We start from the raw sequence: 13,693 nt of genomic DNA, 5'->3' as shown, positions 1-13,693 counted from the left end.
GGCGGGCCGGGCGGCGCCGGCGGGGCGGCCGGCACCGACGGCGCGGCGGGCGCCGGCGGGGCCGCGGGCGGAGGCGGGGCGGAGGGCGGGGCGGGCGGAGGGCCTGCCGGGCGGGGCACGGCGTACCGGCCTGCATCCGGGCGGTCGCCCTGCCCCGGGGGGCCGCTCGCGCCCCTCGCGTCACGCATGTCGTCGCTCTTCATGAACCGCCGCCCCCTGACCAGCCGGGTCCCGCCTTCTGCACCGGCCAATCTAGTGCCAGGACAAGGTGAGTTCGGCAAGGTCGCCGGACGGCGCGGCCCCGGCCTCCCGTCCCCCGCCACCGCTCATCTGTCCGCGGCGGACAAGGAGACACGCCCGACCACTCCCGATCGGAGCATGACCTCGTCCCGTACCCGCCCCTAGCCTGCACAGCAGAGAAGCGTCCGGAACACCCCCAGGAGCCCCGCATGTCCCACATTCCGCAGGAGCGCCGCGTCGTCACCGCCATCCCCGGCCCGAAGTCCGTCGAGCTGCAGGCACGCCGTGTCGCGGCGGTCGCGGCGGGCGTGGGGTCCACGCTGCCGGTGTTCACCGCCCGGGCGGGCGGCGGGATCATCGAGGACGTGGACGGCAACCGCCTGATCGACTTCGGGTCGGGCATCGCCGTGACCTCGGTGGGCGCCTCCGCCGAGGCCGTCGTGCGCCGCGCGTCGGCACAGCTCGCCGACTTCACCCACACCTGTTTCATGGTCACGCCGTACGAGGGCTACGTCGAGGTCTGCGAACAGCTGGCGGAGCTGACCCCGGGCGACCACGCCAAGAAGTCGGCGCTCTTCAACTCGGGCGCCGAGGCGGTCGAGAACGCGGTGAAGATCGCCCGGGCGTACACGAAGCGCACGGCGGTCGTCGTCTTCGACCACGGCTACCACGGCCGCACCAACCTCACGATGGCGCTGACGGCGAAGAACATGCCGTACAAGCAGGGCTTCGGCCCGTTCGCGCCCGAGGTGTACCGCGTCCCGGTGGCCTACGGCTACCGCTGGCCGACCGGGGCCGAGAACGCCGGCGCCGAGGCGTCCGCCCAGGCGATCGACGAGATCACCAAGCAGATCGGGGCGGACAACGTCGCCGCGATCATCATCGAGCCCGTCCTCGGCGAGGGCGGTTTCATCGAGCCGGCCAAGGGCTTCCTGCCCGCGATCGCGCGCTTCGCGAAGGACAACGGCATCGTCTTCGTCGCCGACGAGATCCAGTCGGGCTTCTGCCGCACCGGCCAGTGGTTCGCCTGCGAGGACGAGGGCATCGTCCCGGACCTGATCACCACGGCCAAGGGCATCGCGGGCGGCCTGCCGCTCTCCGCGGTGACGGGCCGCGCCGAGATCATGGACGCCGCGCACGTGGGCGGCCTCGGGGGCACGTACGGCGGCAACCCGGTGGCCTGCGCGGGTGCGCTCGGCGCCATCGAGACGATGCGCGAGCTGGACCTGAACGGCCGGGCCCGGCGCATCGAGGAGATCATGAAGGGCCGCCTCGCCGAGATGCGGGACAAGCTCCCGAACGGCGACGTCATCGGGGACATCCGCGGCCGGGGCGCCATGATCGCGATCGAGTTGGTGAAGTCCGGCACGAAGGACCCCGACGCCGCCGCCGCGGCCGCGCTCGCCAGGGCCTGCCACGCCGAGGGGCTGCTGGTCCTCACCTGCGGCACGTACGGCAACGTCCTGCGCTTCCTGCCGCCGCTGGTCATCGGTGAGGACCTGCTCGGCGAGGGCCTCGACATCCTGGAGCAGGCATTCGCCCAGCTCTGATCCGTACGAGGCCCTCCGGGTCCCCGGAGGCGATTTCCGCCGCAATGACCGGTGCCCCGGTGAGGGCCTGTGAAGAAGGTGTGGGGGGCCGATGGCGGGTTACATTTGCCGCTGTCGGTCCGCCTCCCTCTGACGTACGGTCTTCCCGGATGAGAGAAACACCCCGCCCGCAGGGAACTGCGGGCGATGCCGGGCCGGAGTTCCCCCAGCACCGTCCCGGCCGTGCCCCGGCGCACACCGCTGGAGCCTCCGGCTCCGGAACTCCTCACCGATCGGGCGGCCGCCCGCCCCACACCCCCCGGGGCGCGCGGCACACCGATCCGACCGGCCACCCCGGAACAATCCCCCCTGTTCCCCGGTGGCCGGTCCCCCTCGTTTCCGCGGTGGCCGCGGCTCTGGCGGTCTTCGCCCTGGTGACCTGGCAGGTGGTGGCCGACGGCCCCCTGCTCGGACCCGACGAACGGCTGGGCCTGGCCCTGGCCGGGCGCGGTCCCGCCCGGCTCGCCGACCTCTTCGCCGACCTCGGCAACCCCCAGGTCGCCGGCTCCGCACTGGCGTGCGCCGTGCTCCTGGCCTGGTTCCGGGGCGCCCGCCGCCCGGCGGTGTACGCCGTGCTGGCCATGGCCGCCGTCCCCGCGCTGGTCGTACCCCTCAAGCTGTGGACCGACCGCCAGGGCCCGCTGACGGAGGCGACCGGCTACTACCCCTCGGGCCACACGTCCACGGCGGCGGTGGCCTACGGCGCCGCGGCGCTGCTGCTGGCGCCCTACCTCGCCCGGCCCTGGGTGACGCTCGTCGCCGCCGCCTCACTGACGGCGGCGACGAGCGTCGGTCTGGTGCTGCGCGGGTACCACTGGCCGCTGGACGTGGTGGCGGCCTGGTGCCTGGGCGCGGTGGTGCTGCTGGTGCTCCGGGCCGGCACCCGGGCCGGCTCCGGGCGGGGTCAGCCGCCGAAGTAGGCGTCGAAGTTCCTGGAGAACTCCCAGTTGTTGAACCGGTCCCAGTTGATGGACCAGGTCATCAGCCCGCGCAGCCCGGACCAGGTGCCGTGCGTCCGGTAGGACCCGCAGTCGGTGTTCTTCGTCAGGCAGTTGAGCGCCTTGGTGACCTCTGCGGGCGAGGTGTGGCCGTTGCCCGCCTGGGTGGAGGCGGGGAGCCCGAAGGCGACCTGCTCCGGGCGCAGCGCCGGGAAGACCTTGCCGGTGTCGCCGGCGACGGGGAAACCGGTGAGCAGCATGTCGGTCATGGCGATGTGGAAGTCGGCGCCGCCCATGGAGTGGTACTGGTTGTCCAGGCCCATGATCGAGCCCGAGTTGTAGTCCTGGACGTGCAGCAGTGTGAGGTCGTCGCGCAGGGCGTGGATGACCGGCAGGTAGGCACCGGCGCGCGGGTCCTGCCCGCCCCAGGGGCCGGAGCCGTAGTACTGGTAGCCGAGCTGCACGAAGAAGGTCTCGGGTGCCATGGTGAGGACGAAGCCGGCGCCGTACTTGGCCTTGAGCGTCTTCACCGCGGAGATCAGGTTGACGATGACGGGGGTCGTCGGGCTGCGGAAGTCGGTGTCGCCCGTGTTGAGGGAGAGCGAGTGGCCCTCGAAGTCGATGTCCAGCCCGTCGAGGCCGTAGGTGTCGATGATCCTGGACACCGAGGAGACGAAGGTGTCGCGTGCCGCCGTGGTCGAGAGCTGCACCTGGCCGTTCTGGCCGCCGATGGAGATCAGCACCTTCTTGCCGGCTGCCTGCTTCGCCTTGATGGCGGCCTTGAACTCCGCCTCGCTCTCCACGCCCGGGCACTCCGCCACGGGGCAGAGGGAGAAGCGGATGTCGCCCGAGGTGACGGAGGTCGGCTCGCCGAAGGCCAGGTTGATGACGTCCCACGAGTCGGGCACGTCGGCCATCCGGGTGTAGCCGGAGCCGTTGGCGAAGCTGGAGTGCAGGTAGCCGACGAGTGCGTGGGCCGGGAGGCCGCCGCCTCCCCCGCCGCCGCCCGCCGTCGTGGTGACGCCGACGGCGGCGGACTTCGCGGACTCCCCGGCGGCGTTGACGGCGGTGACCTGGAAGCTGTACGCGGTCGACGCGGCCAGCCCCGTGACGGTCGTGGAGGTGCCGGTGGCGGTGAGGACCTTCGTGCCGTTGCGGTAGACCTGGTAGCCCGTCGCGCCGGGCGCGGCCGTCCAGGACAGGGGCACGGAGGACGAGGTGGGCGTGCCGGCCCGCAGTCCGGTGGGGGCGGCCGGGACGACGACCGGGTCACCGCCCGGCCCCGTCAGGGTGAGGTCGTCGGCGTGGTAGGCGGGGGTGCCGTACCAGCCGTGCGTGTAGACGGTCACCGACGTGGTCGTGGGGCCGGTCGTGAAGCTGGTGGACAGCTGCTTGTACGTCCCCGCGGACTGCGTCCAGGTCGACACGTCGGTGGTGCCGGTGCCGGATGCCCCGAGGTAGACGTAGCTGCCCTGCACCCACGCGCTCAGCGTGTAGGCGGAGCCGGGTTTCACCGTCACGGTCTGGGAGCACTTGGCGTTGTCGCTGCCGGCCGGGGTCGCCTTGAGTGCCGAAGTGCCGCCGTGCACCGGGCTGCTGACGGTCGCTCCGCTGCCGCCGGAGCAGTTCCAGCCGTCCAGGCCCGCCTCGAAGCCCCCGTTGCGCGCCAGGTCGGCGTCGGCTGCCCCGGCGGCGGGGGCGGTGGCGGCCAGGGTCCCGGCGGCGAGGAGCGCCGCCGAGAAGGCGGCCAGAAGTCCGGAAAAACGGACGGGTGGTCCGGTGCGTTCCACAACAGCCTCCGTACAGGGGGGAATCGGGTGGGGCCGCGCACAACATGGTCCAGACCAATCAGGTTGTCAAGACCTCTGGCAGTACCTCACCCCTCCGCCCCTCCGCGGTCCCGGGCGCCGCGGACCGCCGCGGCCTCGTGCATCGCCAGCTCCAGGACGCCCGGGTCGGTCAGCGTTCCCCTACCGTCCGGCTGGATCAGCCACCGCACCCCGCCGAGCGCGCGGCCCGGGTACGGGACGGCGATCCAGGTGCCCTGACCTGCGCCGCGGATCCCGGTGCCGAGCCAGTGGGCGGCGGTCCCGGGGGGTACGAAGAAGCTCGTGCGGGCATCGCCGAAGTCGGCGAGGACGGGGCCCGGCCGGTCCAGGAGCCGGGTGAGCACGTCGAGCGTCGGCCGGCCCAGCGTGCCCGGAAGAACAAGTACGTCCCAGCGTTTTCCGGCGGGCAGCAGGGCGATGCCCTGCGGGTCGCGCTCCCACTCCCACCGGCAGACGTCCGGGTCCGGTGCCACCGATGCCAGCCATTCGACCGCGGCTTTCGCCCCCGTGCCGGTCATGTCCGCCTCCTCTTCGCCGTGGGCGCCGGCGGGATCCCGCCGGCGCGTTCACGCAGGAGAGGGGGCCGGGGCCGGATCATGACGCGGCTTCGGCCCCCGTTCGGCGGTGAGCCGGTTCACACGTGCGGCGGTGAGCCGGGTCGCGGGCCCGGTGGTCAGCTGTCGAAGCCGAGCCCCGCCCGGTCCATGGTCCGCAGCCAGAGGTTCCGGCGCCCGCCGTTGCCGTCCGCCCGGGCGAGGGACCGTCTGGTGAGTTCGATGCCGGCCCAGGCGAACGGCTCGGGCGGGAAGGGCATCGGCCTGGAGCGGACCATCTCCGAAGCGGTCCGCTCGGTCTCGCGGCCGGCGAGCAGGTCGAGCATCACCTCGGCCCCGAACCGGGTGGCGCCCACACCCAGACCGGTGTAGCCGGCGGCGTAGGCGACCCGTCCGCGGTGCGCCGTGCCGAAGAAGGCGGAGAAACGCGAGCAGGTGTCGATCGCGCCACCCCAGGAGTGGGTGAACCGCACTCCGGTGAGCTGGGGGAAGCACTCGAAGAACTGCGCGGCGAGCTTCAGGAACGTTTCCGGACGCTGGTCCAGCGCGGAATCCAGCCGGCCGCCGTACGGGTAGACGGCGTCGTATCCGCCCCACAGGATCCGGTTGTCGGCGGAGAGCCGGAAGTAGTGGAACTGGTTGGCACTGTCCCCCAGCCCCTGGCGGTTTCGCCAGCCGATCGACGCGAGCCGGCCGGCGTCCAGCGGTTCGGTCATCAACGCGTAGTCGTACACCGGCACGGTGTACGGGCGCACCCGCCTGACCAGTGACGGGAAGACGTTCGTCCCGAGGGCGACACGGCGGGCGAAGACCCTGCCGTAGGGGGTGCGTACGGCCATGCCCGCTCCCGAGCGGGCCATCTCCAGGCCGCGGGTGTTCTCGTGGATGCGCACACCCGAGCGGAGGCATGCCTCCTTGAGTCCCCAGGCGAGCTTCGCCGGGTGCAGCATGGCGACCCCGCGCCGGTCCCACAGACCGCCGAGAAATGTCGGTGAGTCGACTTCGGCCCGCACCGCGTCGCGGTCGAGGAACTCCGGTCCCGCGAGGCCGGCCTCCTCCGCCCGCCTGTGCCAGGCCCGGAGCTCGTCGAGTTCGTGCGGCCGGGTGGCCACGTCGATCTCGCCGGTGCGCTCGAAGTCGCAGTCGATGGAGTGGCGGTCGACGGCCTCCTCGATGGCGTCGAGGTTGCGCCGGCCCAGCTCCTCCAGCTTCCCGATCTCCCGCGGCCAGCGCTCCAGGCCGTTGGCCGCGCCGTGGGTCAGGGAGGCGGCGCAGAATCCGCCGTTGCGGCCCGAGGCGGCCCAGCCCACCTCGTGGCCCTCGATGAGGACGACGTCGTGCCCGGGGTCCCGCTCCTTGGCGAGCAGCGCGGTCCACAGTCCGCTGTAGCCGCCGCCGACGACCAGGAGGTCGCACCGCTCGTCGCCGGTGAGGGCGGGCAGCGGGTCGGGCTTCCCCGGGTCGTCGAGCCAGTAGGAGAGGGGACGTGCGTCGCGGAGAGCTCGGGCGGCAGTACGCATGGCGTCCGGGGCCATGGTTTCCAACTCCTTCGGGGCGTGCTTACTTTCCTGGTTTCTTCCGCCGGTGGGTGACGAACTGCCCGACGAGGACGACGGCCACGGCGATGGCGAACATCGCGGTCCCCACGACGTTGATCTGCACGGGTGTTCCGCGCTGCGCGGATCCCCAGACGAACATCGGGAAGGTCACCGTGGAGCCGGCGTTGAAGTTGGTGATGATGAAGTCGTCGAAGGAGAGCGCGAACGCGAGCAGCGCTCCCGCGGCGATCCCGGGGGCGGCGATCGGCAGGGTCACCCGCAGGAACGTCTGCACCGGTCCGGCGTAGAGGTCGCGGGCCGCCTCCTCCAGCCTCGGGTCCATCGACATCACACGCGCCTTGACGGCCGTCACCACGAAGCTGAGGCAGAACATGACGTGCGCGATCAGCACCGTCCAGAAGCCGAGTTCCGCCCCCATGTTGAGGAACAGCGTCAGCAGGGAGGCCGCCATGACGACCTCGGGCATCGCCATCGGCAGGAAGATCAGGGAGTTGACCGCACCTCGGGCCCGGAAGCGGTAGCGCACCAGCGCGAAGGCGATCATCGTGCCGAGCACCGTCGCGCCGACGGTCGCCCAGGCGGCGATGCGCAGCGAGAGGGAGAGCGATCCGCACAGGTCGGCGACCCCGCAGGGGTCCTTCCACGCGTCCAGGGAGAAGCGCTGCCAGGCGTAGTTGAAGCGGCCGTTCGGCTTGTTGAAGGAGAACACCATCACGACGATGTTCGGCAGGATCATGTACGCGAGGGTCAGCAGCCCCGCGATCACGACGAGGTTCCGGCGGAGCAGGCGCAGTACGGGCATCAGACCAGGTCCTCCGTACCGGAGCGGCGGATGTAGACGGTGACCGCGAACAGCACGACCGCCATGAGGATGAAGGAGAGGGCCGCGGCCGTCGGGTAGTCCAGGACGCGGAGGAACTGGCTCTGGATGACGCTGCCGACCATCTTGGTGTCGGTGGAGCCGAGCAGTTCGGCGTTGACGTAGTCGCCGCTGGCCGGGATGAAGGTCAGCAGGGTGCCGGAGACGACACCGGGCATGGACAGCGGGAACGTCACCTTGCGGAAGGTGGTGGCGGGTGTGGCGTACAGGTCGCCCGCCGCCTCGTGCAGCCGGCCGTCGATCCGCTCCAGCGAGGTGTACAGCGGCAGGATCATGAACGGGAGGAAGTTGTACGTGAGGCCGCAGACGACGGCCAGCGGCGTGGCCAGGACGCGGTCGCCCTCGGTCCAGCCGAGCCGGCTGGTGACGTCCAGGACGTGCAGGGTGTTCAGGACGTCGACGACGGCCCCGCCGTCCGCGAGGATCGTCTTCCAGGCGAGTGTCCGGATCAGGAAGCTGGTGAAGAACGGCGCGACCACCAGGACCAGCACCAGGTTGCGCGCGCGTCCCGCCCTGAACGCGATCAGGTAGGCGAGCGGGTAGCCGAGCAGCAGGCACAGCACCGTCGCGGTGCCCGCGTACAGCAGGCTCCGGACGAACTGCGGGTAGTAGTCGGCGAGGGCGTCCCAGTAGGTCCGGAAGTGCCAGGTGACCTCGAATCCCTGCTCCAGGGATCCCGTCTGCACGGAGGTCGACGCCTGGTAGACCATCGGCAGTGCGAAGAAGACGAGCAGCCACAGGATGCCGGGGACGAGCAGCCAGTAGGGGACGAGCCGCTTGCGCGTGGACGGCTTGCGGATCCTCGGACCGGTGGGGGGCGCCGGCGGCGCGTCGGTGACGCTCACGCCGCGTCCTCCACGCTCTCCACACCCGCGGCGGTGTCCTGGGCGGCGTCCAGACCGAAGGTGTGGGCCGGGTTCCAGTGCAGGACGACCTCGGCGCCGGGCAGCAGCCCCGCGCGGTGCTCGACGTTCTGCTCGTAGCACTGCAGCGCCTTGCCGGCCGGGCTCTCGACGACGTACTGGGTCGAGACGCCGATGAAGCTGGAGTGGGCGATCCGCCCGGTGACACGGTTGCGTCCGGCTGCTATCGCGTCGGCGTCGGCGGCGGGGGTGAGGGAGATCTTCTCGGGGCGGACGCCGAGGAGCAGCCTGCCGCCGCGTGCCGCCGGGGCCGCGCACCGGCCGGCGGGCAGCCGCAGCGTCCCGCCCCCGGCCGTGACGGTGAGGTCGGTGCCCACGTCGGCTATCTCGGCCTCGATGAGGTTGGAGGTGCCGAGGAAGTTCGCCACGAAGGTGGTGCGCGGGTTCTCGTACAGGTCCGCGGGGGCGCCGAGTTGTTCGACGCGGCCGCCGTTCATCACCGCGACGGTGTCGGCCATGGTCATGGCCTCCTCCTGGTCGTGGGTGACGTGGATGAAGGTGATGCCGACCTCGGTCTGGATGCGCTTGAGTTCCAGCTGCATCTGGCGGCGGAGCTTGAGGTCGAGGGCGCCGAGCGGCTCGTCGAGCAGGAGCACCTGGGGGTGGTTGATGAGCGCGCGGGCCACGGCCACGCGCTGCTGCTGGCCGCCGGAGAGCTGGTGCGGCCTGCGGCTCGCGAAGTCGCCGAGCTGGACGAGGTCCAGCATGTCGGCGACCTGCTTCTTCACGGACTTGACGCCGCGGCGGCGCAGGCCGAAGGCGATGTTCTCGGTGACGTCCAGGTGCGGGAAGAGCGCGTAGCTCTGGAAGACGGTGTTGACGGGCCTCCTGTACGGGGGCAGGTCGGTGATGTCGCCGTCACCGAGCGAGATCGTGCCGGTCGTGGCGTCCTCCAGCCCGGCGATCATCCGCAGGGTGGTGGTCTTCCCGCAGCCGGACGCGCCGAGCAGGGCGAAGAAGGAGCCCTGGGGAACGGTCAGGTCGAGGGGGTGTACGGCGGTGAAGGAGCCGTAGGTCTTGCTGATCCCGGCGAGACGGACGTCGCCGCCCTGTGTCGTGTGCTGTGTCATGGGTCGCGGTCCCAGTGGTGTCGGGGGAGATCGGGAGGGGGCGGTCCGGTCAGGCGCCGATGAGTCCGGCGAACTTCTCCTCGTACGCCGTCTCCTCCTCGGCGCTGAGCGAGCGGAAGGCGTGCGACTTCGCGGCCATCGCCCGGTCCGGGAGGATCAGCGTGTTCGCCGCCATCGACTTGTCGATCTTCGCGAGTTCCGCGGCGACCCCGTCGACCGGGCAGACGTAGTTGATGTAGGCGGCGAGCCGGGCGGCGACCGGGGGCTCGTAGTAGTAGTCCATGAGCTTCTCGGCGTTGCTCTTGTGCCGGGCTCCGGCGGGGATCAGCATGTTGTCGCTCGACGTGATGTAGCCGGCCGCCGGTATCGCGAACTCGATGTCCGGGTTGTCGGCCCGCAGCTGGATGATGTCGCCCGCCCAGGCGACGCACGCGGCGATGTCGCCCTTGCTCAGGTCGGCGGTGTAGTCGTTGCCGGTGAAGCGGCGGATCTGCTTCCTGTCGACGCCCTTCTGCATCCGGCCGATCGCCGCGTCGTAGTCCGCGTCGGTGAAGGAGCCCGGGTCCTTGCCCATGTCCAGCAGCGTCATCCCGACCGAGTCGCGCATCTCGGAGAGGAAGGAGACCCTCCCCTTCAGCGCGGGGTCGTCGAGCAGCTGGGTGACGGAGTCGACCTTGCGCCCGCGGGTCGCCTTGCGGTTGTAGGCGATGACGGTCGGTATGCCGGTCCAGGGATAGGAGTACGCGCGCCCCGGATCCCAGTCGGGGGTGCGGAACTGCGCCGACAGGTTGGCGAAGGCGTGCGGCAGGTTCGCCGGGTCGAGCTTCTGCGCCCAGCCGAGCCGGATGATGCGGGCCGCCAGCCAGTCGGTCACGATGACGAGGTCGCGGCCGGTGTCCTGGCCGGCGGCGAGCTGGGGCTTGATCTTGCCGAAGAACTCGACGTTGTCGTTGATGTCCTCGGTGTACCTGACCGATATCCCGGTGCGCTCGGTGAACGCCTCGAGCGTGGGGCGGCCCTTCTCGTCCTCACCGACGTCCATGTACTCGGTCCAGTTGGAGAACGTGACCCGCTTCTCCGCGGCCGAGTGGTCGTCCGACGCCGTGGCGTCCCCGGCCCGCTTCGCGGGCGGGATGCCGCACGCGCCCAGCGCGCCGAGGCCGCCGAGCGCGAGCGCGCCCATGCCCGACGCGCGAAGAAGCGAGCGCCGGCTGAGGGCGCCCCTGCCGTTCGTGAGGCTGCGCCTCATGGCGGCCAGCTGCGGCGCGGAGAGGCGCTCGGGCTCGTACTGCTCCATACGCGTTGCCCTTCCGGGTGGTGGGGCCGCCGTCCGGCGGCCGCTGCTATCGGTCCCCGAAGACGGTGCGGTGCCAGTCCTTCCTGGCCACCGCGGTGTTGTCGTACATGACGTGCTTGACCTGCGTGTACTCCTCGAAGGAGTACGAGGACATGTCCTTGCCGAAGCCGCTGGCCCGGTATCCGCCGTGCGGCATCTCGCTGATGATCGGGATGTGGTCGTTGATCCACACGCAGCCCGCCGCGATCTCACGGGTGGCGCGGTTCGCCCGGTAGAGGTCACGGCTCCAGGCGGAGGCGGCGAGCCCGTACGGGGTGTCGTTGGCGAGCCGGATGCCCTCGTCGTCGGTGTCGAAGGGCAGCACGACCAGGACGGGGCCGAAGATCTCCTCGCGCACGACCTCGCTGTTCTGTGCGGCGCCCGTGATCAGGGTCGGCCGGTAGTAGGCGCCGCCCGCGAGGTCGCCGCCGGGGGCCTCGCCGCCGGTGACGACCGTGGCGTGGGCGCGGGCGCGCTCGACGAAACCGGCGACGCGGTCGCGGTGTCCGTGGCTGACGAGCGGGCCGAGGTCGGTCGAGGGGTCGAAGGGGTCGCCCAGCCGCACGCCCTCCATCAGGGCGGCGACCCCGGCCACGAACGCGTCGTACAGCGGGCGCTGCACGTAGGCCCGGGTGGCGGCCGTGCAGTCCTGGCCGGTGTTGACGAGCGACCCGGCGACCGCCCCGTTGACCGCCGCGTCGAGGTCGGCGTCGTCGAACACGAGGAAGGGCGCCTTGCCGCCGAGTTCGAGGTGGAGCCGCTTGACGGTGGAGGTGGCGATCGCGGCGACGCGCCTGCCGACGGCCGTGGAACCGGTGAAGGAGGTCATCACGACGTCCCCGTGTCCGACGAGGTGTTCACCGGCGTCCTTCCCGGCACCCGAGACGATGTTGACGACACCGTCGGGGATGCCGGCCAGGGTGGCCGCACGGGCGAACATCAGCGAGGTCAGCGGGGTGATCTCGGCGGGCTTCAGCACGACGGTGTTGCCCGCCGCGACGGCGGGGAGGATCTTCCACGCGGCCATCTGCAACGGGTAGTTCCAGGGTGCGACGGACCCGATGACACCGAGGGCCTCACGGCGCACGTAGGAGGTGTGGTCCCCGCTGTACTCGGCGGCCGCCTTCCCCTCCAGGTGGCGGGCGGCGCCCGCGAAGAACGCGGCGTTGTCGACCGTCCCCGGCACGTCGAACCCGGTGGTGAGCCTGACGGGTTTGCCGCACTGCAGGGACTCGGCGTACGCCAGCTCGTCCGCCTGCTCGGCGAGTACGGCGGCGAGGCGGTGCAGCAGGGCGGACCGCTCCGCGGGAGTGGCGCCGGACCATCCGGGGAAGGCGTCGCGGGCGGCGGAGACGGCGGCGTCGACGTCGGCCGTGCCGGCCAGTTCGTAGCGGTACACCGTCTCGCCCGTGGCGGGGTTCACGACCTCCTGACGGCGCCCGGAGGTGCCGGGGCGCAGCCGTCCGCCGATGAACTGCGCGCCCTGCGCGAAGCGGTCCTGCACCTGGAAACCGTTGCCCATCACGCTCTCCTCCGCTGCCCCTCTGACCAGGGGCGGCGTAGCTCCGACTCGAATTGAGTGCCGATCCTGACAGAGAGGTCTGGCGTCAACAAGTGATTCCGTTGTTGCCTTTTGGTTACGCGACGGAATCTGTCGACCATGTGTCGCGTGGCTGCGGAAAACCCCATACGGACTGTCCGTGGCGGATGCCAGACTCCGCTGTCATGGGACAGGAACACAGGGACGCCCTCGTGGCGCGGGTGGCACGTGGGGACAAGCTGAAGTACCTGCCGTTCTGGGGACACCGCCCCCGGCCGGACGGCAGCCTCTCGCAGAGCTGCCTCAGCCAGTGGTGGCCGTCGCCCTTCACGGTCGACGGGGTGACCTACGCCTCGGCCGAGCACTGGATGATGGCGGGCAAGGCGCGGCTCTTCGGCGACGCCGAGGCGCTGGAGCGGGCCGTGGCCGCGAGGAGTCCGGCCGAGGCCAAGAAGGCGGGCCGGCTGGTCCGGGGCTTCGACGACGCCGTGTGGGTGCGGGAGCGGTTCGCCCTGGTGGTGGCGGGCAGCGAGCACAAGTTCGGCCAGGACCCGGCGCTGCGGAGCTACTTGGCGGGCACGGGGGAACGGGTGCTCGTCGAGGCGAGCCCGCTCGACCGCATCTGGGGCATCGGACTCGCCAAGGACGATCCGCGGACGGCCGACCCGGCTTCCTGGCGGGGGCTGAACCTGCTGGGCTTCGCACTCATGGAGGCGCGCGCACGGCTGCGCACGCGGTGAGACGCACCGGGGCGGGGGTCTGCCCCCGCCCCCGGCGGCGTCCGTACCGCGGGTCAGCCCCTGGCGCCGACGACCAGGGACGTGGCGTACGGATCGTCGTAGTCGTAGTCGCCGCCCCCGTCCTCGTTGGCGACGGCCCAGATGAGGAAGCCCAGGGTGATCGCGCTGATCACGATCGCCACCGACCCCAGGATGATCCCGGCGAGCGCCATGCCCCCGTTGTTCGCCTCGCCCCGCTTGGCGCGGCCGCGGCCGATGATGCCGAAGATCAGCGCGAGGATGCCCAGGATGATCCCGAAGCCCCACATGCAGAAGCCGACGACGGCGATGATGCCGAGCACCAGGGCGGCGACGCCCAGGCCGTTCGCGGGTGCGGGACCCCAGGCCGGCTGGCCGCCGTAACCCGGGTAGCCCGGGTACCCGCCGTACTGCGCCGCGGGCGGGGCGGGTGCGGCCGGGTAGCCGTACTGCGGCCCGGGCGCCCCCGGTCCGTTC

Annotated in this window: 12 protein-coding genes; 3 read left to right on the top strand and 9 right to left on the bottom strand. The window is 71.6% G+C overall.

From position 1 onward, the window contains the following. Positions 1 to 449 precede the first annotated feature (449 nt). On the top strand, positions 450 to 1,790 hold the full coding sequence (gene gabT, locus ABZ371_RS19040; RefSeq protein ID WP_358680756.1) for a 4-aminobutyrate--2-oxoglutarate transaminase: 1,341 nt from the start codon (positions 450 to 452) through the stop codon (positions 1,788 to 1,790). A 383-nt stretch (positions 1,791 to 2,173) separates the two neighbouring features. Continuing rightward, positions 2,174 to 2,749, top strand: coding sequence for a phosphatase PAP2 family protein (locus tag ABZ371_RS19035; protein WP_358680754.1), 576 nt, complete (start codon positions 2,174 to 2,176; stop codon positions 2,747 to 2,749). Here the strand turns inward: ABZ371_RS19035 and ABZ371_RS19030 are convergent. The 8 genes from ABZ371_RS19030 to ABZ371_RS18995 form a co-directional block, all read right to left on the bottom strand. Beyond that, a complete protein-coding gene (locus tag ABZ371_RS19030) occupies positions 2,734 to 4,557 on the bottom strand; it encodes a glycoside hydrolase family 18 protein (protein WP_358680752.1) in 1,824 nt (607 codons plus the stop codon). The two genes, ABZ371_RS19035 and ABZ371_RS19030, sit on opposite strands and share 16 nt — an antisense overlap. An 86-nt stretch (positions 4,558 to 4,643) precedes the next feature. Beyond that, positions 4,644 to 5,114 (bottom strand): hypothetical protein, encoded by a 471-nt coding sequence (locus ABZ371_RS19025; RefSeq protein ID WP_358680749.1) that lies wholly within the window; start codon positions 5,112 to 5,114, stop codon positions 4,644 to 4,646. A 155-nt stretch (positions 5,115 to 5,269) separates the two neighbouring features. After that, positions 5,270 to 6,685, bottom strand: coding sequence for an FAD-dependent oxidoreductase (locus tag ABZ371_RS19020; RefSeq protein ID WP_358680746.1), 1,416 nt, complete (start codon positions 6,683 to 6,685; stop codon positions 5,270 to 5,272). 25 nt (positions 6,686 to 6,710) lie between these two features. Beyond that, entirely contained in the window at positions 6,711 to 7,511 is an 801-nt protein-coding gene (locus tag ABZ371_RS19015; RefSeq protein ID WP_358680743.1) for an ABC transporter permease, read from the bottom strand. After that, on the bottom strand, positions 7,511 to 8,434 hold the full coding sequence (locus ABZ371_RS19010; RefSeq protein ID WP_358680741.1) for an ABC transporter permease: 924 nt from the start codon (positions 8,432 to 8,434) through the stop codon (positions 7,511 to 7,513). The genes ABZ371_RS19015 and ABZ371_RS19010 overlap by 1 nt, the downstream gene beginning before the upstream one ends. Beyond that, positions 8,431 to 9,582 (bottom strand): ABC transporter ATP-binding protein, encoded by a 1,152-nt coding sequence (locus ABZ371_RS19005; protein ID WP_358680738.1) that lies wholly within the window; start codon positions 9,580 to 9,582, stop codon positions 8,431 to 8,433. Before ABZ371_RS19005 ends, ABZ371_RS19010 begins: the two co-directional genes overlap by 4 nt. A gap of 49 nt (positions 9,583 to 9,631) precedes the next feature. Beyond that, the gene (locus tag ABZ371_RS19000) at positions 9,632 to 10,879 is read right to left on the bottom strand and encodes a spermidine/putrescine ABC transporter substrate-binding protein (RefSeq protein WP_358680735.1); all 1,248 of its coding nucleotides are present in this window, start codon (positions 10,877 to 10,879) and stop codon (positions 9,632 to 9,634) included. A 46-nt stretch (positions 10,880 to 10,925) separates the two neighbouring features. Continuing rightward, positions 10,926 to 12,440, bottom strand: a complete 1,515-nt coding sequence (locus ABZ371_RS18995; protein WP_358680732.1) for a gamma-aminobutyraldehyde dehydrogenase — start codon at positions 12,438 to 12,440, stop codon at positions 10,926 to 10,928. 203 nt (positions 12,441 to 12,643) lie between these two features. Between ABZ371_RS18995 and ABZ371_RS18990 the strand changes: the two genes are divergently transcribed. Next, positions 12,644 to 13,198, top strand: coding sequence for an NADAR family protein (locus tag ABZ371_RS18990; protein WP_358680729.1), 555 nt, complete (start codon positions 12,644 to 12,646; stop codon positions 13,196 to 13,198). Between the two features lie 53 nt (positions 13,199 to 13,251). Here the strand turns inward: ABZ371_RS18990 and ABZ371_RS18985 are convergent. Then, on the bottom strand, positions 13,252 to 13,693 hold a 442-nt coding region (locus ABZ371_RS18985; RefSeq protein WP_358680726.1), incomplete at its 5' end, for a DUF4190 domain-containing protein.

The sequence above is a fragment of the Streptomyces sp. NPDC005899 genome (genome assembly GCF_040629645.1).
Classification (GTDB): Bacteria; Actinomycetota; Actinomycetes; order Streptomycetales; family Streptomycetaceae; genus Streptomyces.
This window is presented reverse-complemented; position numbering and strand designations above follow the sequence as displayed.

Coding starts and splice junctions, on each gene's coding strand:
- ABZ371_RS19020 (WP_358680746.1), bottom strand. CDS start 6,685: ATGGCCCCGGACGCCATGCGTACTGCCGCCCGAGCTCTCCGCGACGCA.
- gabT (WP_358680756.1), top strand. CDS start 450: ATGTCCCACATTCCGCAGGAGCGCCGCGTCGTCACCGCCATCCCCGGC.
- ABZ371_RS19005 (WP_358680738.1), bottom strand. CDS start 9,582: ATGACACAGCACACGACACAGGGCGGCGACGTCCGTCTCGCCGGGATC.
- ABZ371_RS19015 (WP_358680743.1), bottom strand. CDS start 7,511: ATGCCCGTACTGCGCCTGCTCCGCCGGAACCTCGTCGTGATCGCGGGG.
- ABZ371_RS19000 (WP_358680735.1), bottom strand. CDS start 10,879: ATGGAGCAGTACGAGCCCGAGCGCCTCTCCGCGCCGCAGCTGGCCGCC.
- ABZ371_RS18990 (WP_358680729.1), top strand. CDS start 12,644: ATGGGACAGGAACACAGGGACGCCCTCGTGGCGCGGGTGGCACGTGGG.
- ABZ371_RS18995 (WP_358680732.1), bottom strand. CDS start 12,440: ATGGGCAACGGTTTCCAGGTGCAGGACCGCTTCGCGCAGGGCGCGCAG.
- ABZ371_RS19025 (WP_358680749.1), bottom strand. CDS start 5,114: ATGACCGGCACGGGGGCGAAAGCCGCGGTCGAATGGCTGGCATCGGTG.